This window comes from Catenuloplanes atrovinosus (assembly GCF_031458235.1).
Taxonomy (GTDB): domain Bacteria; phylum Actinomycetota; class Actinomycetes; order Mycobacteriales; family Micromonosporaceae; genus Catenuloplanes; species Catenuloplanes atrovinosus.
On sequence record NZ_JAVDYB010000001.1, the window covers coordinates 6022684 to 6045021 of the forward strand.

Here is a 22338-nt window from a genome sequence, read left to right on the forward strand (position 1 = left end):
GGAAGCGGGAAACGCTTCTTGATCCGACGTGGCCGGGGCCGGTACGCGTCAGCAGCCGGGAAGGCGCTCGATCAGGTAGGTCTCGATCCGGTCGAGCGAGACGCGCTCCTGCTGCATGGTGTCGCGGTTGCGGACCGTCACCGCGTTGTCCTGGAGCGTGTCGAAGTCGACGGTGACGCAGAACGGCGTGCCGATCTCGTCCTGGCGGCGGTAGCGGCGGCCGATCGCCTGCGAGTCGTCGAACTCGACGACCCAGCGCTTACGCAGCGTGGTGGCCAGCTCCTTCGCCTTCGGCGAGAGCTCCGGGTTGCGGGACAGCGGCAGCACCGCGACCTTGACCGGCGCCAGGCGCGGATCGAAGCGCATCACGGTGCGGGTGTCCATGCCGCCCTTGGTGTTCGGCGCCTGGTCCTCGTCGTACGCCTCGAGCAGGAACGCCAGCACCGCGCGGGTGAGGCCGGCGGCCGGCTCGATCACGTACGGCGTCCAGCGCTCCTTCTTCTCCTGGTCGAAGTAGGAGAGGTCGACGCCGGAGTGCTTGCTGTGCGTGGTGAGGTCGAAGTCGGTCCGGTTCGCCACGCCCTCCAGCTCGGAGAACTCGGTGCCGCCGAACATGAAGCGGTACTCGATGTCGACCGTGCGCTTGGAGTAGTGGGAGAGCTTCTCCTTGGGGTGCTCGTAGAAGCGCAGGTTCGACTCGGAGAGGCCGAGGTCGAGGTACCAGTTCCAGCGCTCCTGCAGCCAGTACTCGTGCCACTGCTCGTCCTCGCCGGGCTGGCAGAAGAACTCCATCTCCATCTGCTCGAACTCGCGGGTCCGGAAGATGAAGTTACCCGGCGTGATCTCGTTGCGGAACGACTTGCCGGTCTGCGCGATGCCGAACGGCGGCTTCTTGCGCGCGGCGGTCATCACGTTCGCGAAGTTGACGAAGATGCCCTGCGCGGTCTCCGGGCGCAGGTAGTGCAGGCCCTCGTCGGACTCGACCGGGCCGAGGTAGGTCTTCATCAGGCCGTTGAACATGCGCGGCGCGGTGAACGTGCCCTTGTTGCCGCAGTTCGGGCAGTTGATCTCACCCAGGTCGGTGGGCGTGCGGCCGTGCTTGGCCTCGAACGCCTCCTCCAGGTGGTCCGCGCGGAAGCGCTTGTGACAGGACTGGCACTCGGTCAGCGGGTCGACGAACGCGTCGAGGTGGCCGGAGGCGGCCCAGACGTCCTTGGCCAGGATCACGGCCGAGTCGAGGCCGACGATGTCGTCCCGCTGCTGGACCATGGTCTTCCACCACTGCCGGCGGACGTTGTCCTTGAGCTCGACGCCGAGCGGACCGTAGTCCCAGGCCGACCTCGTGCCACCGTAGATCTCGCTGGACGGGAAGACGAAGCCGCGGCGCTTGGCGAGGCTGACGACGGAGTCAATGCGATCGGCGGGCATGATTTCCTTCTACGCCGGCTGGCGGTCGGCGCTTTGTTGTAGACGACATCGTGCGGAACCGTTGAAGGTTACCCCTGGGTCCCGCAGACTTCGAGCTGAGCCGTGCTCGTGTCCTGTACCAGGATGTACTGCACCCGGACCTGCTGGCCACCGGAATACGTCAGCTGCGCCGGCATGAGCAGATCCGTCTGGTACGGGTCCAGTTCGCCCAACTGGTACGACGAGATCACCGGCCGGCCGGCCATCGAGTCGATGAACTCGCGCCGGGTCTGGTTGTCCTGCTCCCGGTCGCACAGGTAGCTGTAGGCCAGCGAGTAGTCCTCGTCCGCCAGCGCGTCCAGGTATTCACCGACCTGGGCCCGCGCCTGCTCGGTGAGCGCCTGCGTGGTGGTCAGCCCGATGCCGAGCACCGCGACCGCGCCACCGCCGCAGCAGAGCGCCGCCACGGCCGCGGCGATGCCGACGCCGAGCCAGATCCGCCCGGCGCGCCCCTCGGCGGGCGGCGCCGGGAACGGCGGCGCGACCCCGGGCCCGGGCGGGGGCGGCGCGGCTTCGGATCCGGCGAGGCTCATGGCTTCAACACTAATGGCTCGATCTAGCGGTGGGGGTGCGCGGCCCGATCGCTGCCGGCCACCCGCACCTCGCCGCCCGGCTCCGCGGTCGCCAGTTCCTCGAACGCGGACGGCTCGTCGATCGACTCGGCCATCAGCGGGATCGCCGAGACCTTGACGTCGAAGTCGCTCAGCGCCCGCCGGTACGCCCCGACCGAGGCCCACTCGGTGACCAGGCTCCAGTGGGCGGGGTCGTCGAGCGCGCGGGTGAGCCGGCCGGCCTGGTAGCCGGGCCGGGCGGCCAGCGCCGCGAGCGCCGCGCGCCCCCGCTCCTCGAAGCCGCCGGCCGCGTCCTCGGCCACGACGAAGCGGTTGATGACTAGCACCGGCGGATCCTCTCGGCCGACAATCGAAACCCCCATACGGTACGACGAGGAGCAGGTGCCCTGTGACCGGAGTCTTCGCGCGGTTGTCCCGGCTGAACCCGACCGGCGTGTTCCTCGCCACGCTGCTGGTGGTGCTGCTCGGGCTGCTGATCCCCGGCCCGGCCGGCGGCGTGATCCTGCTGGTGCTCGCCGCGGCCGTGACCGCGCTGGCCGCGGCCGCCTGGCGGGTCACCTCGCCGTCGCTGCGCCCGGTGCGGATCGCGATGGTGGCACTGCTGATCGTGGCCGCGATCTGGAAGCTCGGCTGAGCGCGCGTCACATGCACCCATGCGTCTTTGACAATGATTTCCACGCTCCGGACAGTGGAAATCATGTCAAGCAGCAACACCCCCGGCTCTCGGACATCTAGGATATTCCGCCCGCGCCTGGCCGCCGTCGCCGCCACCGCACTGCTCGGTGCCACCGCGCTCGCCGGCTGCGGCGACGACGGCGGCGCCGCGGCCGCGGCCGGCGACCGGCTCGGCGTGGTCGCCGCGTTCTACCCGTTGCAGTTCGTCGCGGAGCGCGTCGGCGGCGACGCGGTCTCCGTCACCAACCTGGTCAAGCCCGGTGCCGAGCCGCACGACCTGGAGCTGAACCCGCAGCAGGTCGGGCAGCTGACCGACGCTCGGCTGGTGGTGTACCTGAAGGGCTTCCAGCCGGCCGTGGACGAGGCGGTCGCGCAGAACAACCCGGACCGCGCGTTCGACGCGAGCACGGCCGTGCCGCTGCTGACCGCGACCGAGAGCGCGCACTCCCACGAGGAGGGTGAGGAGGAGCACGCGGAAGAGGAGGAGGCCGCGGAGGGCGGGAGCGACCCGCACCTGTGGCTGGACCCGACCCGGCTCGCCACGGTCGCGGACGCGGTCGCGGCGAAGCTCGGCGAGGCCGACCCGGGCCACGCGGCCGACTTCACCGCGCGCGCCGCCGCGCTGCGCACCGAGTTGACCGCGCTCGACGCGGAGTTCACGGCCGGCCTGAAGACCTGCGAGCGGCGGGAGATCGTGACCAGCCACACCGCGTTCGCGTACCTGGCCGAGCGGTACCAACTCGAGCAGATCGGCATCTCCGGCATCTCCACCGAGGACGAGCCGTCGCCGCAGCGCCTCGCGGAGGTCGCCGCGGAGGCGAAGGAGCACGGCGCCACCACGATCTTCTTCGAGACGCTGGTCAGCCCGAAGCTGGCGGAGACGATCGCGCAGGAGGTCGGCGCGAAGGCCGCGGTGCTCGACCCGATCGAGGGCCTGGCCGACGGCGCGAGCGGCGACTACTTCACCGTCATGAGGACCAATCTCACGTCGCTGAAGGCCGCACTAGGCTGTTCGTGATGGACATCGTCTCGGTTGAGCACGGGGTGGTCGGCTACGACGGCCGCCCCGTGCTTCGCGACGTCTCACTGACGGTCTCCGCCGGTGAGGTGGTCGCCGTCCTCGGCGCCAACGGCTCCGGCAAATCCACGCTGATCCGCACGATCCTCGGCCTGGTTCCGCTCTCCGGCGGGAGCGTCTCGCTGTTCGGTACGCCGCTGCGGCGCTTCCGGCAGTGGCACCGGGTGGGATACGTGCCACAGCGACTCGACGCGGGCGGCGGCGTGCCCGCCACCGTGGGCGAGGTCGTCGCGGCCGGCCGGCTGGCCCGCCGCGGCATCCTGCGACCGCCGGGCGCGGCCGACCGGGCCGCGGTCGCCGCCGCGCTCGAGGCGGTCGGGCTGACCGGCCGCGCCAAGGACCCGGTCGCCACGCTCTCCGGCGGCCAACAGCAGCGCACGCTGATCGCCCGTGCGCTGGCCGGCCAGCCGGAACTGCTGGTGCTGGACGAGCCGACCGCGGGCGTGGACTCCGCCAGCCAGGTCGCGTTCGCGGCCGCGCTCCGCGGCTTCCTCGGCACCGGCGGCACCGTGCTGCTGGTCGCGCACGAACTGGGCCCGCTGCAACCGCTCATCCGGCGCGCCGTGGTGGTGCACGACGGGCGGATCGCGTACGACGGGCCGGACGTGCCCGCGCCCGCCGGCCACCACGCCGACGCCGGGCACGACCACCAGCATCAGCACTGCGCCGAGGACCCGAGCCTGGCGATCGTCCGGGGAGCGGTGGACGGGTGACCCTGTTCCAGTACGACTTCATGATCCGCGCGCTGGTCGGCGCGCTGGTGATCGGCCTGACCGCGCCCGCGCTCGGCATCTACCTGGTGCAGCGCAAGCTCTCGCTGATCGGCGACGGCATCGGGCACGTGGCGCTCACCGGCGTCGGCGTCGGGCTGCTGACCGGCCAGTCCCCGGTGCTCACCGCCGTGATCGTGGCCGCGATCGGCGCGATCGGCGTGGAGCTGGTCCGCGAGCGCGGGCGCACCTCCGGCGACCTCGCGCTGGCCGTGCTCTTCTACGGCGGCATCGCGGGCGGCGTGGTGCTGGTCGGCCTCTCTCCCACCGGCACCGGGAACAGCCTCACGGCGTACCTCTTCGGCAGTCTCACCACCACCTCGGTCGACGACCTGACCGTGATCGTGGCGCTCGGCCTCGCGGTGCTGATCACCATGGTCGCGCTGCGGCCCGCGCTGTTCGCGGTCTGCCACGACGAGGAGTACGCGCGCGTCTCCGGCCTGCCCGTGCGCGCCCTCAACCTGCTGCTCGCCGCCACCACCGCGGTCACCGTCACGATCGCCATGCGCGCGGTCGGCCTGCTGCTGGTCAGCGCCCTGATGGTGGTCCCGGTCGCGGCCGCGCAGCAGGTCACCCGCGGGTTCCGCGCCACCATGGCGCTCGCCATGCTGATCGGCGTGGCCTCGGCCGGCGCCGGTGTCACCCTCGCGGGGGAGGCGAACACCGCGCTCGGCGCCACGATCGTGCTGCTCACCATCGCGGTCTTCCTCGGCCTGGCGGTCGGCGCGGGCGTGTGGCGCCTGGTCCGCCGCCGGATGATCCCCGCCGCCCCCGTCACCAGCACCGAGCCACCGGACGTGGTGCTCAATCATTGACCGTGCCGGTCGGTTGTACGGTTGCTAGGTGACCGGAGCGACGGGGTATGGGGCCTACGAGGCCGCGAGTGAGCTCCTCCGTGCCCTGTCCGCGCCGATCCGCGTCGCGATCGTCACCGAGTTGGCCAAGGGCGAGCAGTGCGTGCACGACCTGGTGGAGACGCTGGGCGCGCCACAGCCGCTGGTCTCCCAGCACCTGCGCGTGCTGCGCGGTGCCGGGGTGGTGCGCGGTTCCCGCCGCGGCCGGGAGATCGCCTACACGCTCGTGGACGAACACATCGCGCACATCGTGGCGGACGCGGTGAGTCACGCCGGCGAGTCCGGCGCCACCGTCGTCACCAGCCGCCCCCAGGACACCGTGCACAGCCACGCGCCCACGCCCGCCGGAGATGCCCGATGATCGCTGAGAACACGGCCGGTTCGGCCGCCGTCCGCAACACCCGCCAGCGCCACGCGGTCAGCTCGCTGCTCGCCGAGGTCGAGGGCTTCCACAGCGCCCAGGACCTGCACGCGATGCTGCGCGACCGCGGCGAGCGCGTCGGCCTCACCACGGTCTACCGCACCCTCCAGGGCCTCGCCGACAGCGGCGAGATCGACGTGATGCGCCCGCCCGGCGGCGAGCACCTCTACCGCCGCTGCAGCTCCGGCCACCACCATCACCTTGTCTGCCGCTCCTGCGGCAGCACGGTCGAGGTCGAGGGCCCCGCCGTCGAGTCCTGGGCCGACCGGGTCGCCGCCCAGCACGGCTTCGTCGACGTCAGCCACACCCTGGAGATCTTCGGCACCTGCAAGTCCTGCGCCGACGCCTGATCCGCTCTCCCGGCACCGCACCCACTCGGCACGCCAGGGCGCGAGCCGCCACCGGCACCGATGTGCGGAGCGCTACACGGCCGCACCGGTCGACGTCGCGATCCGGGAGCACGGATTCGCCGTGAAAGCGACGATGTCGCGTCGTGTGGTATTCGACCGCAGCGTTTTTGTCGGCCACGGCACTCTCCTTGACCGCGGCACTCTCCTTGACCGCGGCACTCTCCTTGACCGCGGCACTCTCCTTGACCGCGGCACTCTCCTTGACCGCGGCACTCTCGGCAACCGCGGCACTCTCGTTGACCGCGGCACTCTCGTTGACCGCGGCACTCTCGTTGACCGCGGCACTCTCGTTGACCGCGGCACTCTCGTTGACCGCGGCACTCTCGGCAACCGCGGCACTCTCGGCAACCGCGGCACTCTCGTTGACCGCGGCACTCTCGGCAACCGCGGCACTCTCGTTGACCGCGGCACTCTTGGCAACCGCGGCACTCTCGTTGACCGCGGCACTCTTGGCAACCGCGGCACTATCGGCAACCGCGGCACTATCGGTAGCCGCGGCGCCCTCGTCGACCACGGTGCTCTGTTGACAGCGGTGCTGTGTTGACAGCGGTGCTGTTGCCGACCGCCGCCGAAAAATTTTGCCCGAAATTTCCGCTTATGTCGGCCTGACGACCTCCTATCCGTCAATCCACATGCGCCGTGCGCCGTGCGCCGTGCGCCGTGCGCCGTGCGCCGTGCGCCATGCGCCATGCGCCATGCGCCATGCGCCATGCGCCATGCGCCATGCGCCATGCGCCATGCGCCATGCGCCATGCGCCATGCGCCATGCGCCATGCGCCGATCATAAGTTCGCATTGCCGCCGGCCAAATCCGATATTTCGGCGCCATCGGCGCGATCGCCGATAAGTAGCGTGACTATGTGAGCCGCAGGCACCTTATTTGACTCGAATAACGTGCCTACGGCTCACGTAGTCACGCTACTCATGGCTCCTCGAAAGGATGGTCAGCGTCGGAGCGGCCATCCTTTGCGACCGACACCGCCGCAAATCACCACCGAAGCCAGCCAGCAACATTTATAACGATATTTCGGGCGCAGCGCGCCCGAAATATCGCCACCGCCGGAAGCCGCTCCGTGACGCGGACGTGATGGCCCCCGGAACGAGTCCCCCGCGCGGGGAAGGGCGGTGGGACCCGGCGTGCGACCGCACACCGCGTGGGGGACCCTGGGCGCGTGAAGATTTACGCGGATCGTATGCCCGTGTTCGTCCGTCAGGTTGTCACGGATCTGCTGGTGGTGGCGTGGGTCTATGCCTGGATCAGGTTGGGGCTCTGGCTGCGGGACCTGATCGAGAAGCTCGCCGTGCCCGGTCAGAAGCTGGAAGAGGCCGGCCAGGGCATGGCCGGCAATCTGACCGACGCGGGCAACAAGGTGGGGCGCGTGCCGATCGCGGGTGACGAGCTGACCGCGCCGTTCACGCAGGCGGCGGAGGCGGCACGGGGGCTGGCGAACGCGGGGCGCGATCAGCAGGAACTGGTCGCGGACCTGGCGTGGGCGCTGCCGTTGGCGCTGGTGGCCGTACCGCTGGGGCTGGTGCTGTTCGCCTGGCTGCCGCTGCGGCTGCGGTGGATGCGCCGGGCCGGGTCGGCGGCGGAGGCGCGCGGGTCGATCGCGGGGCGGGATCTGCTGGCGCTGCGCGCGCTGACCGGCCAGCCGGTGCGCCGGCTGGCGAAGCTGAACCCGGACGTGGCGGGTGCCTGGCGGCGCGGCGACGAGGCCACGCTGGACGCGCTCGCGGCGCTCGAACTCAGGTCGTTGGGGTTGCGGGGGAAGCGGTAGGCAGGCGCCGCCGGACGTCCGGGACCGTAGCCGGGCCGGGTTGCCACGGCGCCACCCACTCCCCCGCGCCGCCGGGCGGGATGATGCCGCGCTCGAGGAACGCGTACCGCCCGGCCAGGATGCGCCGGGCGGCGGCGTTGTCGACCGAGTCGGTGTTCTCCCAGAGGGTGGCGAAGAGCGCGTCCGCGCGCAGCCGGGCCTGGCGGCTGAACAGGTCGGCCAGCTCTATCACCTCGGGGTGGGCGGCGGCCTCGGCGCGCGCCCGCACGCAGGCGGCGGAGATGGCGAAGAGTTCGGCGCCGATGTCGACGATGCGGGCCAGGAACGCCTGCTTCCGTTCGAGCCTGCCCTGCCAGCGGCCCATCGCCCAGAACGTGGACCGGGCCAGTTTCCGCGAGCAGCGCTCGACGTAGCGCAGGTGCGTGGCCAGGTGCCCGAAGTCCGCGTACGCCCCGGGGGTCTGGCCCTTGCCCACGGCCAGCGTGGGCAGCCACTTGGCGTAGAACGCGCCGGCCCGGGCACCGGCGCGCGCCTTGCCGGTCAGGCCGACGTCCGGGTCGATGATGTCGCCGGCGACCTGGAGGTGGGCGTCGACCGCCTCGCGCGCGATGAGCAGGTGCATGATCTCGGTGGAGCCCTCGAAGATGCGGTTGATCCGCAGGTCGCGCAGCTGCTGCTCGGCGGCGAGCGGGCGTTCGCCGCGCGCGGACAGCGACGCCGCGGTCTCGAAGCCGCGCCCGCCGCGGATCTGCACCAGCTCGTCCGCGACCTGCCAGGCCAGCTCGCTCGCGTAGAGCTTGGCGAGCGCCGCCTCGATCCGGATGTCGCCGCGGTCCTCGTCCGCGAGCAGGCAGGACAGCTCCAGCATGGACTCCATGCCGTAGGTGGAGGCGGCGATGAAGGACAGCTTCTTCGCGACCGCCTCGTGCCGGCCGACCGGCTGTCCCCACTGGACCCGCGCGGCGGACCAGTCGCGCGCGGCTGCCAGCGACCACTTCCCGGCGGCGACACACAGCGCGGGCAGCGAGAGCCGGCCGGTGTTGAGCGTGGTCAGCGCGATCTTCAGTCCCTTGCCGACGCCGCCGACCACGTTGCGGTCGGGGACGAAGACGTCGTGGAAGCGGGTGACGCTGTTCTCCAGGCCGCGCAGGCCGAGGAACTCGTTGCGGCGCTCGACCGTGATGCCGTCGCTGTCCGCCTCGACCACGAACGCGGTGATCCCGGCGTCCGGCACGCGTGCCATCACGACCAGCAGCGACGCGATCGTACCGTTGGTGGCCCAGAGCTTGATGCCGTTGAGGCGGTAGCCGCCCTCGACCGGCGTGGCCGTGGTGCGCAGCCGGGCCGGGTCGGAGCCGGAGTCCGGCTCGGTGAGCAGGAACGCGGACACCTCGCCGGCGGCGAGCCGGGGCAGGAACGCGCGCTTCTGCGCGTCCGTGCCGAAGAGCTTGAGCGGCTGCGGTACGCCGATCGACTGATGCGCGGACAGCAGCGCGGCCAGCGCCGGGCTGACGGACCCGACCAGGGTGAGCGCGCGGCAGTAGTGCAGGTGGGAGAGGCCGAGCCCGCCGTACCGGGAATCGATCTTCATGCCGAAGGCGCCGAGCGCGGCGAGGCCCTGGAAGACCTCGTCCGGGATGCGTCCCTCCCGCTCGATGCGCTCCGCATCCACCTCGGCGCGCAGGAACGCCTCCAGCCGGCCGAGGAACTCCGCGGCGTCGCCGGCCCGGGCCGGGTCGTCGTCCGGCCACGGGTCGATCAGGTCGAGGCGGAACCGGCCGAGGAACAACTCCCGGGCGAAGCTGGGCCGGTCCCAGTCCTGGGTGCGGGCCTCCTCCGCGACCCGGCGGGCCTCACGCGCGGTGACGTCGGCGCCCTGGCCGGCGGGCGTGTTGCGCTCTGTGGTCGTCACGGCTTAACCCCTGACACGGTACGGGCGCGCGCCGTACCCTCCTGGACAAGACGCTACCCGCTGTCAGCGCGGGTTGGGCAGCGCCGGCTCCCTCTTCTCCTCCGCATAGGCGACGTCATCGTCGTCATCGTCCGCCCACGCGCGCCGCGACCAGGGCAGGAACGCCCAGAACGTGGCGAACCACAGTCCGGTGACGACGGTGAGCACGATCGCCCAGGTGACGTTGAGCAGGAAGTCGGTTATCACGAAGACGGAGCTGACCATCGCGATCAGCATGAACGCGAGCCCGCCGGTGGCCATCCGGTGCGCGAACCGGACCAGTTCAGGCTTGCGGCCCTGGCGGAACAGCGCCCGGTGGAACGCGACCGGCGAGATGATCATCGCGGTGGCGAACGCGGCGGCGACCAGCGCGACCAGGTAGACGTCCTTCTGGAGCTGCGTGGTCTGCCCGAACCCGGAGGCGAACGGCAGCGTCAGCAGGAACGCGAAGAGGATCTGCACGCCGGTCTGCGCCACCCGCAGCTCCTGGAGCAGATCCGCGAAATTGCGGTCCCAACGCTGCTTCTCGGTCTCCTTGCTGTGCGCCATGCCCGCCCTCCGTACGTTCCATCAGGGCTCTGTGGATGCCCCTGCGGAATGAAGATCAAACCCGGTGAAGCGGCAGCCAGCGAGCGGCGAAGTCGACGACGGCGGGCAGCGCGGCGAGCGTGCCGGTCCCGGTGCCGGCCGGCCCGGTGCGGACCGGGACGAACTCGGCGAGATCAGCGCCGATCAGCTCGAAATCGGACTCGTCGAACGCCACGTCCTCCCAGGTCGCCCACGTGCGCGCGCCGTCCGGGCCGCGAACCGCGCCGCCCTCGGTGTGCCGGGGCGCGGCACCCCAGCGGTACTCGGCAAGGTGGAACGCGGTGCACGTGTCCCAGCCGGTGCCGAGCATCAGCACGTCCGCGCCGAGCCGGTAGAGCCCGCCCAGCGGCGAGGTCTCGCCGAGCCCGTCATCGAGCGCGTGCCCGGCCGTGATCTCCGCGGCGCGCGGCCCGAGCGCGGCGAACGACACCTGCGGGTGGTCGCTGCGGCGCGCGCCCGGCCAGGTGCGCACCTGCTCCGCGACCGCGCCCATGGCCCGGCTCGGCGTGCGCGCCGGGTCGAACGCGGGCGTCTCGGCGCGGATCACGTCCCACCACTCCACCGGCACCGGCGGCGCGGCCCAGCGGGCCGGGTCCGAGTTCACCGGCGTGTGCGTGGGGACGACCAGCGTGCCGTCCGGGCCGAGCACGTCGCGCAGCGCCAGCACCACCGCCTCCGCGCCGCCGCACACCCAGCCGATCGCACGCAGCGAGCAGTGCACCAGCAGGACGCCGCCGGGACGGACGCCGAGCGCGGCCAGGTCCGCGGCCAGCGAGGACCGGGTCGGCGGCAGCAGTGAGATCACTTCGGGACGATACCGGCCCTGGTCAGGATCGCGTCGGCCAATTCCCGGGGCGCCCGCTCCGGAATCCAGTGGTCGACGCCGGGCAGCTCGACGAACCGGTAGTCCGCGCGCACGTACCGCGCGGTGCGTTCCGCGCCGGTGCGGCCGAGCGCGGGGTCGCGGTCGCTCCAGACCAGCGCGGTGGGCACGTCGATCGGCGGGGTGCGGAGCGTGCTCTGCGCCCGGTACCAGTTCAGCGCCGCGGTCAGCGCGCCGCGCTCGCGCATGCGGGAGACGTACCGGTCGGCGCGCGCGGCGATCAGCATGCCGCGCAGCGCGCGGGCGCCGAACGCGAGCAGCACCGCCTCGGCCAGGAACCGCCGCCGGAACAGCAGCATGTACGCGGAGCGCCGGCGCTGGTCACGGTCGTTGCGCACCGCCCAGGCGAACGCGTGCGGGTGGGGCACGGAGACCGCGGTGAGCGTGCGCACCCGGTCCGGGTGTTCGCCGGCCAGCGCCCAGGCCACGGCCGCGCCCCAGTCGTGCCCGCAGACGTGCGCGGACTCCAGGCCGAGCGCGTCCAGCACCGCCACCGCGTCCGCGACCAGCTCGTCGATCCGGTACGCCGCGGCGCCGGACGGCCGCGCGCCGGGCGAGTATCCGCGCTGGTCCAGCGCGTACGTCCGCATCCCGGCCGCGTGCAGGTGCGGCACCACCAGGTCCCACTCCGCGCTGTGCTGCGGGAAGCCGTGCAGCAGCAGGATCGGCTCGCCGTCGGCCGGCCCGCCGGCGAACACGTCGAACGTCAGCCCGCGAGCCGCTATGAGCATTTCTCGACCTGCCGTTCCGGGGGCGGCCCGCTTGGGAGTGGTGGAGAAACACTCATTCGTACTGCTGCTTCGGGGCCGGAATCTCCTGCCACGTCTCGACCTCCAGGTATGGCACCGTCGCCTCGTTGACCGGGTCCTTGGCCGTCTGTGCGGTGTACGCCCCGGTGACCTCGATCCAGGTGTCCGAGGGCACGTTCGCCGGCACGTTGCCGCTCAGCCCGACCTTGATCGGCCGGCCGTCGGCGGCGCAGCAGCTGAGGATCATGCGCGCCAGCATGGGCTGCCCGTCCGGGCCCTGCGTGACGAAGCCGGTCAGCAGCAGCCGGCGGTCGGTCAGCGAGCGCCCCTCGTCGAAGACCGCGCGGGAGGCGTAGTCGAGCATGGTGATCTCGACCGGGTCGCCCTCGGGCAGCGGCGGGTAGTCGGACTCGGCCTGCCGGCCGGCGAGCGCGGTGCCGGACTGACCGGCCGCGTACGCCCCGAGCGCGGGCGGCGCCACCAGCAGCAGCCCGAGCACCGGCAGGATCAGCAGCCAGCCGACGCGCGGCTCGTGGTGCGCGTGGCCGTCACCGTGGTCGTGATCGTGGACCTCGGCGCGGGACGGGCGCAGGTCGTACCAGAGCGTCATCACGCCGGCCGCGATGAGCAGCAGCGCCGAGGCGATCAGGAACGGTTGCAGCGCCTCCTTGACGTACCTCAGATAGAGGTCGCCGATCGACGCCTTCAGGATCGCGCCGCCGAACAGCAGCATGATCACCGCTTGAGCCTGCCGGTTCACAACAGCACCCACCCCATGCCGGAAGCCACCAGCACCGCCGCCACGAACGTCGCCGGCGCGAACCGGGTGGCGAAGCGGCGCCCGAAGACACCGATCTGCATCGAGATCAGCTTGAGGTCGACCATCGGGCCGACCACCAGGAACGCCAGTCGCGCGGTGAGCGAGAACTGGGACAGCGAGGCGGCCACGAACGCGTCCGCCTCGGAGCAGATGGACAGCAGCACGGCGAGCACGGCCAGCGCGAGCACGGCCAGCACCGGCTGCTCGGCCAGGGTCTGCAGCCACGCCTCCGGCACCACCACGTTGATCGTGGCGGCCGCGGCGGCGCCGACCACCAGGAAGCCGCCCGCGTGCGTGATGTCGTGCCGGGCCGCGGCCCAGAACGCCTGCATCTTGGAGACGCCCTCCAGGTCCGGGCGGTGTGGCAGCTTGATCCACTCGGCCTTGCCGACGCGCAGCCAGAGCCAGCCCATCAGCATCGCCACGATCAGGCTCGCGGCGGCGCGAGCCACCACCATCTCCGGATTGTTCGGGAACGCGACCGCGGTCGCGGCCAGCACGATCGGGTTGATCGCGGGCGCGGCCAGCAGGAACGCGAGCGCGGCGGCCGGGGTGACGCCGCGCCGGATCAGCGACCCGGCGATCGGCACCGACCCGCACTCGCAGCCGGGCAGCACCACGCCGGCCGCGCTGGCCACCGGGACCGCCAGCGCCGGGTGCCGGGGCAGCGCCTTCGCCCAGAACGAGCGCGGGACGAACACCGCGATCACCGCGGACAGCAGCACGCCGAAGACCAGGAACGGCACGGCCTGCACCATCACCGAGACGAAGACCGTGGTCCAGGTCTGCAGGATCGGTGCGGAGATCAGGCCACCGAGTGGGTTGCGGAAGATCACCAGCAACACGAGCAGGACGGCGAGCACCTCGACCGACCCGATCCGGTCGCCGAGCCACTTCCGGCGCGGCGGTTTGGGATCGGGTGGCGGCGGGGCCGCCCAGTCGATCTCGTCGCCCGAGAAGGTCTGCGTCACACCCACAACCCTAGCCGGAACCCCCCGCTCACCCTGAGGTAGCGTCGGGAGACAACTTCACATCCGACAGGGGAGCGCACAGCGCTGAGAGTGCGGCAGAGTCGCCGCAGACCCTCAACCACCTGATCTGGGTAATGCCAGCGCAGGGAGTTCGGTCGTCACCTCATCGCCGCGCCACGAGTCCGTCCACCGGGCCCGTGGCGCGCGTCTTCCCCCCATCGTGTTCAGGGGGCATACCGTCATGAGCAACTCTTCCAACAGATGGCGCACCGTCGACATCGTCGTCGCCTCGGTGATCGCCGCCGCGTTCGGCGTGGTCTTCTGGGCGTGGAACCTGCTGTGGGGCGCCACGGACGCGGCGTTCGCGTTCTTCCCGCCCGTACACGCGGTGATCTACGGCGTCTGGCTCGTCCCCGGCGTACTGGCCGGGCTGATCATCCGTAAGCCCGGCGCCGCGCTCTACGCGGAGACGCTGGCCGCGATCATCTCCGCACTGCTCGGCAACGCCTGGGGCACCACGGTGATCCCGCAGGGCCTGCTCCAGGGGTTCGGCGCGGAGCTGGCGTTCCTGGCGACCGGCTACCGCTCGTTCCGGCTGCCGGTCGCGGTGCTGTCCGGGCTGCTGGCCGGGCTCGCGGCCGGGCTGTGGGACACGTTCGTCTACTACGCCGCGAACGAGCTGTGGGCGTTCCGGGTCCCGATGATCGTGATCACCGCGCTGAGCGCGGCCGTGATCGCGGGCGCCGGCGGCTGGGCGCTGACCCGCGCGCTGGCCGCCACCGGCGTGCTGGACCGGTTCCCGTCCGGCCGCGACCGGGCCCCGGTCTAGATGCGGGCCGACGTCCGGGGCTTCGGGTGGCGGTTCGCCGGCCGGCGGGACTGGGCCGTGCGCGGCCTGGACCTGACCGTGGAGGCCGGCGAGCGCGTGCTGCTGCTCGGTGCCTCGGGCGCCGGCAAGTCGACACTGCTGGCGGCGCTCGCCGGCCTGCTCCCCTCCGACTCCGGCGAGTCCGAGGGCACGATCAAGGCCGACCGTCCGGGGCTGCTCTTCCAGGACCCGCAGGCGCAGCTGGTGATGAGCCGCAGCGGCGACGACGTGGCGTTCGGGCTGGAGAACCTGGGCACGCCGCCGGGCGAGATCTGGCCCCGGGTGGACGAGACGCTGGCCCGCACCGGCTTCCGGTACGGCCGGGACCGGTCCACGGCCGCGCTCTCCGGCGGCGAGGCGCAGCGGCTGGCGCTGGCCGGCGTGCTCGCCATGCGGCCCGGCCTGCTGCTGCTCGACGAGCCGACCGCGAACCTGGACCCGGCCGGCGCCGTGCTGATCCGCGACGCGCTGGCCCGCGCGCTCGCCCCGGACACCGCGCTGATCGTGGTCGAGCACCGGGTGGCCGAGGTGCTGCCGCTGGTCGGCCGCGTGGTGGTGCTGGCGCCGGGCGGCGGCGTGCTGGCGGACGGCCCGCCGGACCGGATCTTCGCGGAGCACGGCGCCACGCTGGCCGAGGCCGGCATCTGGGTGCCCGGCCGTCCGATCGCGCCCCGGCGGGCGTCCCGCGCGGCCGGCGACGAGCTGCTGCGCGCCTCGCGCGTCGCGGTCCCCGGCCGCCTGCCCGAGACCGACCTGGCGGTACGCGCCGGGCGCGTGCACGCGGTCCTCGGCCCGAACGGCGCCGGCAAGTCCACGCTGGCCCGGCTGCTCGGCGGCCTGCTCGCCCCGGGCGCGGGCGCGGTGCGGGCCGCGCCGGCGCTGGCCGGGCCGGACGCGTCCCGTCCGCCGCACCGGTGGCGCGCCGCCGCGCTGGCCGGCCGGATCGGCTCGGTCTTCCAGAACCCGGAGCACCAGTTCCTCGCGGGTACGGTCCGGGACGAGCTCGCGCTCGGCCCGCGCCGCCTGCGCCGCCCGCCCGCGGAGGTGACCGCGACCGTGGACGGCCTGCTCGACCGGCTGCGGCTGACCCGGCTGGCCGGCGCGAACCCGTTCACGCTCTCCGGCGGCGAGGCGCGGCGGCTGAGCGTGGCGACCGCGCTCGCGGCCGGCCCGTCCGTGCTGGTCCTGGACGAGCCCACGTTCGGCCAGGACCGTCGCACCTGGACCGAGCTGGCCGACCTGCTCGCCGGGCTGCGCGACGACGACGGCGCCGCGGTCGTCGCGGTCACCCACGACCCCGACTTCGTCACCGCGCTCGCCGACGACGTCACCACGCTCGGAGCCGGCTCGTGACGCCGGTCCTGGCCCGGCGGAACCCGGCCGCGAAGCTCGCCGCCGCGCTGCTGTTCTCGCTGCCGCTGATCGTGACGCTGGACCCGGTCGCGCCGGCCGTGGCGATCGCGGTCGAGCTGGCCGTGCTGCCGCTGGCCGGCGTGCGCCCGCTGACCCTGCTGCGCCGGGCCGCGCCGCTGCTGCTCAGCATCGGCGGCCTGCTGGTCACCGTGCTGCTGTTCGCGGCCGACCGGTCCGGCGCCGTGCTGCTGGACGCCGGCCCGCTCACGCTCACCACCGGCGTGCTGTGGACCGCGCTCGGCCTGACCCTGCGCGTGGTGGCGGTGGCGCTGCCCGGCCTGATCGTGCTGGCCACCACGGACCCGACCGACCTGGCCGACGCGCTGATCCAGAACGCCCGGTTCTCGCCGCGGTTCGCCATCGGCGCGCTGGCCGCGTTCCGGATGGTGCCGCTGCTCACCGACGAGTGGCACGCGCTGGCCGCGGCGCGCCGGGCCCGGGGCGTGGACGCGGGCGGCAACCCGCTCACCGCCGTACGGATCTTCGCCTCGACCGCGTTCGCGCTGCTGGTGGGCGCGATCCGGCGGGGCGTGCGGCTGGCCACCGCGATGGACGCGCGCGGCTTCGACGCGCGCACCCCACGGACCGTGGCGCGGCGGCAGCGCTTCGGCCCGGCCGACGCGGTGCTGATCGTCGCGGCCGGCGGGCTCAGCGCGACGGCGCTGACCGTGAGTGCGCTGGTCGGCACGTTCCGGCCGATCTTTTGAAGATCAATGCGCATGTTCGCATACGTGCCCACGACACGTCACCCTCCGTTTGCCCGGGAAGACGAGCGTGACCATCGGATCATCGCGAACTCAGGAGATGCGACATGGGCCACGGCCACCCGCACACCCACGATCATGACCACGGTCACTCCCACGACCACGACGGCGCTCCCACGCCGGAGGCGCTCGACCTGTCCATCCCGGACAGCGAGCTCTCCCCCGCCGACGTGAGCCGCCGGGGCTTCCTGCGCAGCGCGGGCCTGCTCGGCGCCGCGGCCGGCCTGACCGGCGCGGGCACCGCCGCGGGCGTGCTCGGCACGCCGGAGATCGCGGTCGCGCACAGCGGCTCCACCAAGCAGGGCGACTTCACCTGGCGCGCCGGCGACCACCACATCCACACGCAGTACAGCAGCGACGCCAAGTACCGGGTCGCCGACCACGTGCAGCACGGCGTGGCGTACGGGCTGGACTGGCTGGTCATCACGGACCACGGCGGCGCCACGCACGCCAAGATCGGTGTCGAGAAGGTCAACCCCGACATCGTCGCGGCCCGCGAGCTGTTCCCCGAGGCGCTGGTCTTCCAGGGTCTGGAGTGGAACATCCCGGCCGCCGAGCACGGCACGATCATCGTCCACCCCGGCAAGAAGGAGGTGGAGGTCCTCAAGGAGTTCGAGAACAACTTCGACGGCAGCGTCAAGGGCGCCAGCTCCCAGTCCGCCGCGAACGAGGCGCTGGCCATCGCCGGCCTCAACTTCCTCGCCGCCGCGAAGAAGGCCCGCCGGGTCAACGACGCGATGTTCTTCGCGAACCACCCGTCCCGCAAGGGCCTGGACTCGCCGCACGAGATCCGCGGCTGGCGCGACGCGCAGCCGGAGATCGCGCTCGGCTTCGAGGGCGCGCCCGGCCACCAGGCCGCCGCCATCCCCACCGCCAACTTCGGTCCGGGCGGCGGCCGTGGCTTCTACGACAGCAGCCCGGGCGCGGACTCGTTCCCGGGGTACCCGCTGGAGAGCTACCGGACCTGGGGCGGCTTCGACTGGATGACCTCCACGGTCGGCGGCCTCTGGGACAGCCTGCTCGCCGAGGGCAAGCCGTGGTGGATCACCGCGAACTCGGACTCGCACAACGTCCTCTGGGACACCTCGGTCCGCGGCGCGAACAGCGACTTCAACGCGAACGGCCGCTACAACGACCCGCAGCACGGCTTCAAGCCGGACGTGACCGCCGGTGACTTCTGGCCGGGCTTCTACAGCCGCACCCACGTCGGCGCCGCCGGCGGCGACTACCGCCACCTCATGGACGGCCTGCGCGCCGGCCGCGTCTGGGTGGACCACGGCGGCCTGATCAAGTCGCTGGACGTGCGCGCGCGGGTGCAGGGCGACCGCAACCGCAAGGGCGGCACCCCGCTCGGCGGCGTGCTGAAGGTCCGCAAGGGCACCCCGGTCGAGGTCACCATCGACGTCGAGCTGGCCGACAAGCCGAACTGGGCGCAGTTGCTCCCGGTGCTGGCCCGGGTCGACCTGATCATGGGCGCGGTCACCGGTGCCGCCGCGAACCGCGACGTGTTCACCGCGCCGCAGACCAAGGTGGTCAAGTCGTTCGAGGTCGCGAAGGGCAAGAAGACCGTCTCCTTCACGTACTCGTTCGGCCGGGTCTCCTCGCCGTTCTACTTCCGCGTGCGCGGCACGGACGGCAACTTCACCCAGACCGGCATCTACGGCGCCGCCGTCGACCCGGTCGGCCCGAAGCTCGACGTGGTCGGCGACGCTGACCCGTGGCTGGACCTCTGGTTCTACGCGAACCCGATCTGGGTCCTGCCCTACTGATGTCCACCGTCCATCTCGGGCTGAGCCTGGGACACGCCACCGACCCGGACGCCGAGCACTGGCTGTCGGACCACCTGCCGGCCGCGCTCGCCGTGCCGGGCCTGGTGGCGTGCACGCACAACGTGCCCTCGCCGTACCCGCACGTCGCTCTGAGCTTCGCGGCTCCCGAACACGTCGACCTGCCCGAGACGGACCCGGAATTGCGGGCGGCGGCCGACGAGGCCGCCGCCCGGCACCGGGACCGCGTGTCCGGACGCGCGGTCATCTTCCCGGGCGTCGAGGCGCTCACCGGCACGCTGACCGCGGCCGAGATCCTGGAGCTGAGCGCGATCGAGCGCGTCGCCGTGCTCGGCGGCGCCGACGCCGCCCCGGACGCGGTCGTCGAGACCCGCGACTTCGTCCGCCCGCTGATCCGCTCCGGCAGGCTGGAGCTCGTGCTGGTCCCGATCGTCGGCGGCCGGTTCGCGCCCTTCGAGGTGCCCAACCCGACCCCCTGCTGCGCCGACCACTGAGCGGGACCGGCGCCGTCAGGGCGTGGCGGCCAGGCGGGCGCTGAAGGCGTCGGCGGGCTCCGCGCGGGCGTAGTGCCAGCCCTGGACCATGTCGCAGTCGAGGGTACGAAGCAGCGCCGCCTGGTCGGCGGTCTCGACGCCCTCGGCGACGACCGTGAGGCCGAGCGCGTGCGCCAGCCGTACCAGGGCGGCCAGGATCTCCCGGTCGACGCGGTCCGGGAGGTCGGCGCGGGTCTTGCCGGTGACGAACGTGCCGGCCAGCTTCAGGCCGGTGACCGGCAGGTGGCGCAGGTAGGCCAGGTTCGAGTAGCCGGTGCCGAAGTCGTCGATCGCGATCCGCACGCCCAGGTCGGCCAGGGAGCGCAGGCGGCGCAGCGGCTCGCCGGTGGTGCCCATCAGCGTGCTCTCGGTCAACTCCAGCTGCAGCGCGCCCGGCTCCAGGCCGGTGGCGGCCAGCGCCTCGCGCACGTCGGCCACGAAACCGGGCTCGCGGAGCTGGCGGACGGCCACGTTCACGCTGACCAGCAGCGCCTTCTCGGGGTGTGCGGCGCGCCAGCGGGCGGCCTGGCGGCACGCCTCGCGCAGCACCCAGCGGCCGAGCGGCACGATCACGCCGGTCTCCTCGGCCAGCGGCACGAACAGGTCCGGGCGGAGCAGCCCCAGTTCCGGGTGCTGCCAGCGGACCAGCGCCTCCACGCCGGCCAGGCCGTCGTCGCCGAGCCGGACCAGCGGCTGGTACTCCACGAAGAACTCGTGCTGGGCCAGCGCGCGCGGCAACTCGGCGGAGAGCCGGTAGCGGCTGATGTCGGTGGCGTACCGCTCCGGGTCGAAGAACGCCCAGCGGTCGCGGCCGTCCGCCTTCGCCCAGTAGAGCGTGGTGTCCGCGGCCTTCATCAGCTCGGCCGCGCTGGTGTCGCCGCCGGCCGGCCGCTCGATCAGCCCGGCGCTGGCGGAGACCGTGAGGGAGCGGCCCTCCAGCCGGACCGGGCGGCGCACCGCGGCGAGCGCGGCCTCGGCCACGCCGACCAGTTCCGCGGTGCCGGACGAGCGCGGCACCAGCACGACGAACTCGTCGCCGCCCATCCGCGCGACCAGCGTGCCGTTCGCGGCGCCGCCGGAGACCGCGGCGGCGAGCCGGCCCGCGACCGTACGCAGCAGCTGGTCACCGGCCGCGTGCCCGAGCGTGTCGTTGATCGCCTTGAAGCCGTCCAGGTCGAGGTAGCAGAGCCCGACCCGGCCGTCCGTCTCCGGGTCGGCCAGCGCCTCCTCCAGCCGGGTGAACAGCAGCGTCCGGTTCGGCAGGTCGGTCAGCGGGTCGTGCAGCGCCTGGTGCTCGAGCTGGAGCTGCAGCCGGTGCCGCTCGGTGATGTCCTCGACCATGGCGACCACGTACCGCGGGGTGCCGTCGTGCGCGCGGACCAGCGACACCACCAGGTCGGTCCAGATGCTGCCGCCGCCCTTGCGCGCGTACGGCTTCTCCAGCCGGAAGTGGTCGAGCTTGCCGTCGATCAGGTCGCGGTACCGGTCCCAGACACCGGGCGCGTCCTGGGGGTGGATGAACGTGGTGACGTTCTGCGTGAAGAACTCCTCACGCGTGTATCCGAACATGTCGCAGATCGCGGAGTTCACGTCGATGATCGAGCCGTCCAGCTCGGCCACGCCGATGCCGATCACGGCCTCCGCGAAGATCGCCCGGAACCGCGCCTCGCTGGTCCAGCGGGCCTCCTCCGCGGCGGACCGGGCGGTGAGCGCGGCGTCCCGGATGCTCTCCTGTTCGGCGAGCGTGCGGTCCTTCAGCGCGCGGGCGAACCCGGCCGCGAGCGCGCCCTGCATGGCCGCGAGCCGCGGGGTACGCCCCAGCTCCGCGGCCGGCCCGGCCAGCTCCTCGCCGAGCACGGTGAGCGTGCGGTCCAGCGAGGCCGGCTCCGTGAAGTGGTCCTCGACCAGCGCGAACCCGATGCTGTACGGCGTGACCGGGTCGTAGCGGTCGGCCTCCAGCGTGCCGGCGAGCCGCTTGGCCGAGTCGGTCAGATAGTCGATCAACTCTCGGTGCGCCATCGACACGTAGCTGGTGCGGCTGATCGCCCGGGTCCAGGCCCGGGCGAGGCGCTCCGCGAGCGGTTCAGCCGATTCGGGCGACACCCGCAAACCCCGGGTAGGTGGCGGCGTCCGGGCCGACGTCCTCCGGCGAGTCCGGGCGCCACAGCGGCATCTGGACCACGCCCGGCTCCACCAGCTCCAGGTCGCCGAAGAGCGCGGCGATCTCCGCCCGGTCCCGCATGCGGAACGGGCTGGCGGTCCGGTTGTAGATCTCCTCCGCCTTGTCCGCCTGGTCCGGCTGCCCGGAGCGGTCGTTACTGGCGTGCGAGATGACCACGAAACTGCCCGGTGCCACGCTCTGCGCCAGCGTCGCCACGATCGCCTCCGGCTTCTCGTCGTCCGGCACGAAGTGAAGCACGGACACGATCAGCACCGCCACCGGGCGGCTGAGGTCGACGGCCTCGAGCAGCGCCGGCTCGTCCAGCAGTTCGGCGGGGCGGCGCAGGTCACCGGCGACCACGGTCGCGTTCGGATTGCCGGCCAGGATGGCGCGGCTGTGCGCGAGCGCGACCGGGTCCCAGTCCACATAGGCGATCCGGGCGTCCGGGTTGAGCGCCTGCGCCACCTCGTGCACGTTGCCGACCGTGGGGATGCCGGAGCCGAGGTCGATGAACTGGTCGATGCCCTCGGCGACCAGCGCCCGTACCGCGCGGCGCAGGAACGCGCGGTTCTCCTGCGCGTGCTTCGGCAGGTCCGGCATCGCCTCGAGGACCTTGGCGGCGAACGCCCGGTCCACCGCGAAGTTGTGCGATCCACCCAGGTAGTAGTCGTACACGCGGGCGACACTGGGCTTGGTCAGGTCGACCTCGGCCGGCGCCCAGACGGGACGTTCCGCACCTTCCATGGGACAACCTTCCATCGCGGCAATGGGTCCGCGACAGCATAGGGGTCGTCCACATCAGAACGTGTATCGAAGTTCGCGTCTT

Annotated in this window: 23 protein-coding genes, 1 pseudogene and 1 riboswitch; of the genes and pseudogenes, 13 read left to right on the top strand and 11 right to left on the bottom strand. The window is 72.5% G+C overall.

All coding sequences use genetic code 11. The features are described 5' to 3' along the window. Positions 1-48: 48 nt before the first annotated feature. The 3 genes from J2S41_RS26620 to J2S41_RS26630 form a co-directional block, all read right to left on the bottom strand. Positions 49-1428 (bottom strand): glycine--tRNA ligase, encoded by a 1380-nt coding sequence (locus J2S41_RS26620; RefSeq protein WP_310371563.1) that lies wholly within the window; start codon positions 1426-1428, stop codon positions 49-51. Positions 1429-1496: 68 nt separating this feature from the next. Continuing rightward, positions 1497-2000: a hypothetical protein gene (locus J2S41_RS26625; protein WP_310371565.1), complete on the bottom strand. Its 504-nt coding sequence runs from the start codon at positions 1998-2000 to the stop codon at positions 1497-1499. Between the two features lie 23 nt (positions 2001-2023). Then, positions 2024-2365 (bottom strand): antibiotic biosynthesis monooxygenase family protein, encoded by a 342-nt coding sequence (locus J2S41_RS26630; RefSeq protein ID WP_310371566.1) that lies wholly within the window; start codon positions 2363-2365, stop codon positions 2024-2026. A 62-nt stretch (positions 2366-2427) separates the two neighbouring features. Between J2S41_RS26630 and J2S41_RS26635 the strand changes: the two genes are divergently transcribed. The 8 genes and pseudogenes from J2S41_RS26635 (at position 2428) to J2S41_RS26670 (ending at position 8024) form a co-directional block, all read left to right on the top strand. Then, positions 2428-2673 carry a hypothetical protein gene (locus J2S41_RS26635; RefSeq protein ID WP_310371567.1) on the top strand — a complete coding sequence of 82 codons (246 nt, stop codon included), beginning with the start codon at positions 2428-2430 and terminating at the stop codon, positions 2671-2673. Between the two features lie 63 nt (positions 2674-2736). Continuing rightward, positions 2737-3732 carry a metal ABC transporter substrate-binding protein gene (locus J2S41_RS26640; RefSeq protein WP_310371569.1) on the top strand — a complete coding sequence of 332 codons (996 nt, stop codon included), beginning with the start codon at positions 2737-2739 and terminating at the stop codon, positions 3730-3732. Continuing rightward, entirely contained in the window at positions 3732-4505 is a 774-nt protein-coding gene (locus J2S41_RS26645) for a metal ABC transporter ATP-binding protein (RefSeq protein WP_310371570.1), read from the top strand. Before J2S41_RS26640 ends, J2S41_RS26645 begins: the two co-directional genes overlap by 1 nt. Next, complete coding sequence (locus tag J2S41_RS26650) at positions 4502-5377, top strand: metal ABC transporter permease (RefSeq protein ID WP_310371572.1); 876 nt, start codon at positions 4502-4504, stop codon at positions 5375-5377. The genes J2S41_RS26645 and J2S41_RS26650 overlap by 4 nt, the downstream gene beginning before the upstream one ends. Before the next feature lie 28 nt (positions 5378-5405). Beyond that, a pseudogene (locus J2S41_RS26655) lies at positions 5406-5699 on the top strand (ArsR/SmtB family transcription factor); the annotation flags it as partial. A gap of 74 nt (positions 5700-5773) precedes the next feature. Then, positions 5774-6187, top strand: coding sequence for a Fur family transcriptional regulator (locus J2S41_RS26660; RefSeq protein WP_310371574.1), 414 nt, complete (start codon positions 5774-5776; stop codon positions 6185-6187). Between the two features lie 121 nt (positions 6188-6308). Then, entirely contained in the window at positions 6309-6791 is a 483-nt protein-coding gene (locus J2S41_RS26665; RefSeq protein ID WP_310371575.1) for a hypothetical protein, read from the top strand. Between the two features lie 648 nt (positions 6792-7439). After that, complete coding sequence (locus J2S41_RS26670; RefSeq protein WP_310371577.1) at positions 7440-8024, top strand: hypothetical protein; 585 nt, start codon at positions 7440-7442, stop codon at positions 8022-8024. Here J2S41_RS26670 and J2S41_RS26675 read toward each other — a convergent pair. The 6 genes from J2S41_RS26675 to J2S41_RS26700 all read right to left on the bottom strand — a co-directional run bounded on the left by J2S41_RS26675 (position 7993) and on the right by J2S41_RS26700 (position 13893). Continuing rightward, positions 7993-9936, bottom strand: coding sequence for an acyl-CoA dehydrogenase family protein (locus J2S41_RS26675; protein WP_310371578.1), 1944 nt, complete (start codon positions 9934-9936; stop codon positions 7993-7995). The two genes, J2S41_RS26670 and J2S41_RS26675, sit on opposite strands and share 32 nt — an antisense overlap. Positions 9937-9999: 63 nt before the next feature. Continuing rightward, a complete protein-coding gene (locus J2S41_RS26680) occupies positions 10000-10524 on the bottom strand; it encodes a DUF6328 family protein (RefSeq protein WP_310371581.1) in 525 nt (174 codons plus the stop codon). Between the two features lie 55 nt (positions 10525-10579). Then, positions 10580-11368 carry an AAC(3) family N-acetyltransferase gene (locus tag J2S41_RS26685; protein ID WP_310371582.1) on the bottom strand — a complete coding sequence of 263 codons (789 nt, stop codon included), beginning with the start codon at positions 11366-11368 and terminating at the stop codon, positions 10580-10582. Beyond that, on the bottom strand, positions 11365-12177 hold the full coding sequence (locus J2S41_RS26690) for an alpha/beta fold hydrolase (protein WP_310371583.1): 813 nt from the start codon (positions 12175-12177) through the stop codon (positions 11365-11367). Before J2S41_RS26690 ends, J2S41_RS26685 begins: the two co-directional genes overlap by 4 nt. A gap of 52 nt (positions 12178-12229) precedes the next feature. Then, positions 12230-12955, bottom strand: coding sequence for a TIGR03943 family putative permease subunit (locus tag J2S41_RS26695; protein ID WP_310371585.1), 726 nt, complete (start codon positions 12953-12955; stop codon positions 12230-12232). Then, a complete protein-coding gene (locus J2S41_RS26700; RefSeq protein WP_310376552.1) occupies positions 12952-13893 on the bottom strand; it encodes a permease in 942 nt (313 codons plus the stop codon). Before J2S41_RS26700 ends, J2S41_RS26695 begins: the two co-directional genes overlap by 4 nt. Positions 13894-14044: 151 nt before the next feature. Beyond that, a riboswitch (TPP riboswitch) is annotated at positions 14045-14153 on the top strand. A gap of 74 nt (positions 14154-14227) precedes the next feature. Here J2S41_RS26700 and J2S41_RS26705 point away from each other — a divergent pair. The 5 genes from J2S41_RS26705 to J2S41_RS26725 all read left to right on the top strand — a co-directional run bounded on the left by J2S41_RS26705 (position 14228) and on the right by J2S41_RS26725 (position 19312). Beyond that, positions 14228-14815, top strand: coding sequence for an ECF transporter S component (locus J2S41_RS26705; protein WP_310371587.1), 588 nt, complete (start codon positions 14228-14230; stop codon positions 14813-14815). After that, positions 14816-16207, top strand: a complete 1392-nt coding sequence (locus tag J2S41_RS26710) for an ABC transporter ATP-binding protein (RefSeq protein WP_310371589.1) — start codon at positions 14816-14818, stop codon at positions 16205-16207. Next, complete coding sequence (locus J2S41_RS26715) at positions 16204-16974, top strand: energy-coupling factor transporter transmembrane component T family protein (RefSeq protein ID WP_310371590.1); 771 nt, start codon at positions 16204-16206, stop codon at positions 16972-16974. Before J2S41_RS26710 ends, J2S41_RS26715 begins: the two co-directional genes overlap by 4 nt. A 104-nt stretch (positions 16975-17078) precedes the next feature. Continuing rightward, positions 17079-18800 carry a PHP domain-containing protein gene (locus tag J2S41_RS26720; protein WP_310371592.1) on the top strand — a complete coding sequence of 574 codons (1722 nt, stop codon included), beginning with the start codon at positions 17079-17081 and terminating at the stop codon, positions 18798-18800. Then, entirely contained in the window at positions 18800-19312 is a 513-nt protein-coding gene (locus J2S41_RS26725) for a hypothetical protein (protein ID WP_310371594.1), read from the top strand. The genes J2S41_RS26720 and J2S41_RS26725 overlap by 1 nt, the downstream gene beginning before the upstream one ends. Positions 19313-19327: 15 nt before the next feature. Here J2S41_RS26725 and J2S41_RS26730 read toward each other — a convergent pair whose 3' ends face one another. Beyond that, positions 19328-21454: a putative bifunctional diguanylate cyclase/phosphodiesterase gene (locus J2S41_RS26730; protein ID WP_310371596.1), complete on the bottom strand. Its 2127-nt coding sequence runs from the start codon at positions 21452-21454 to the stop codon at positions 19328-19330. Continuing rightward, positions 21435-22256 (bottom strand): SAM-dependent methyltransferase, encoded by an 822-nt coding sequence (locus J2S41_RS26735; protein WP_310371598.1) that lies wholly within the window; start codon positions 22254-22256, stop codon positions 21435-21437. The genes J2S41_RS26730 and J2S41_RS26735 overlap by 20 nt, the downstream gene beginning before the upstream one ends. Positions 22257-22338: the final 82 nt, after the last annotated feature.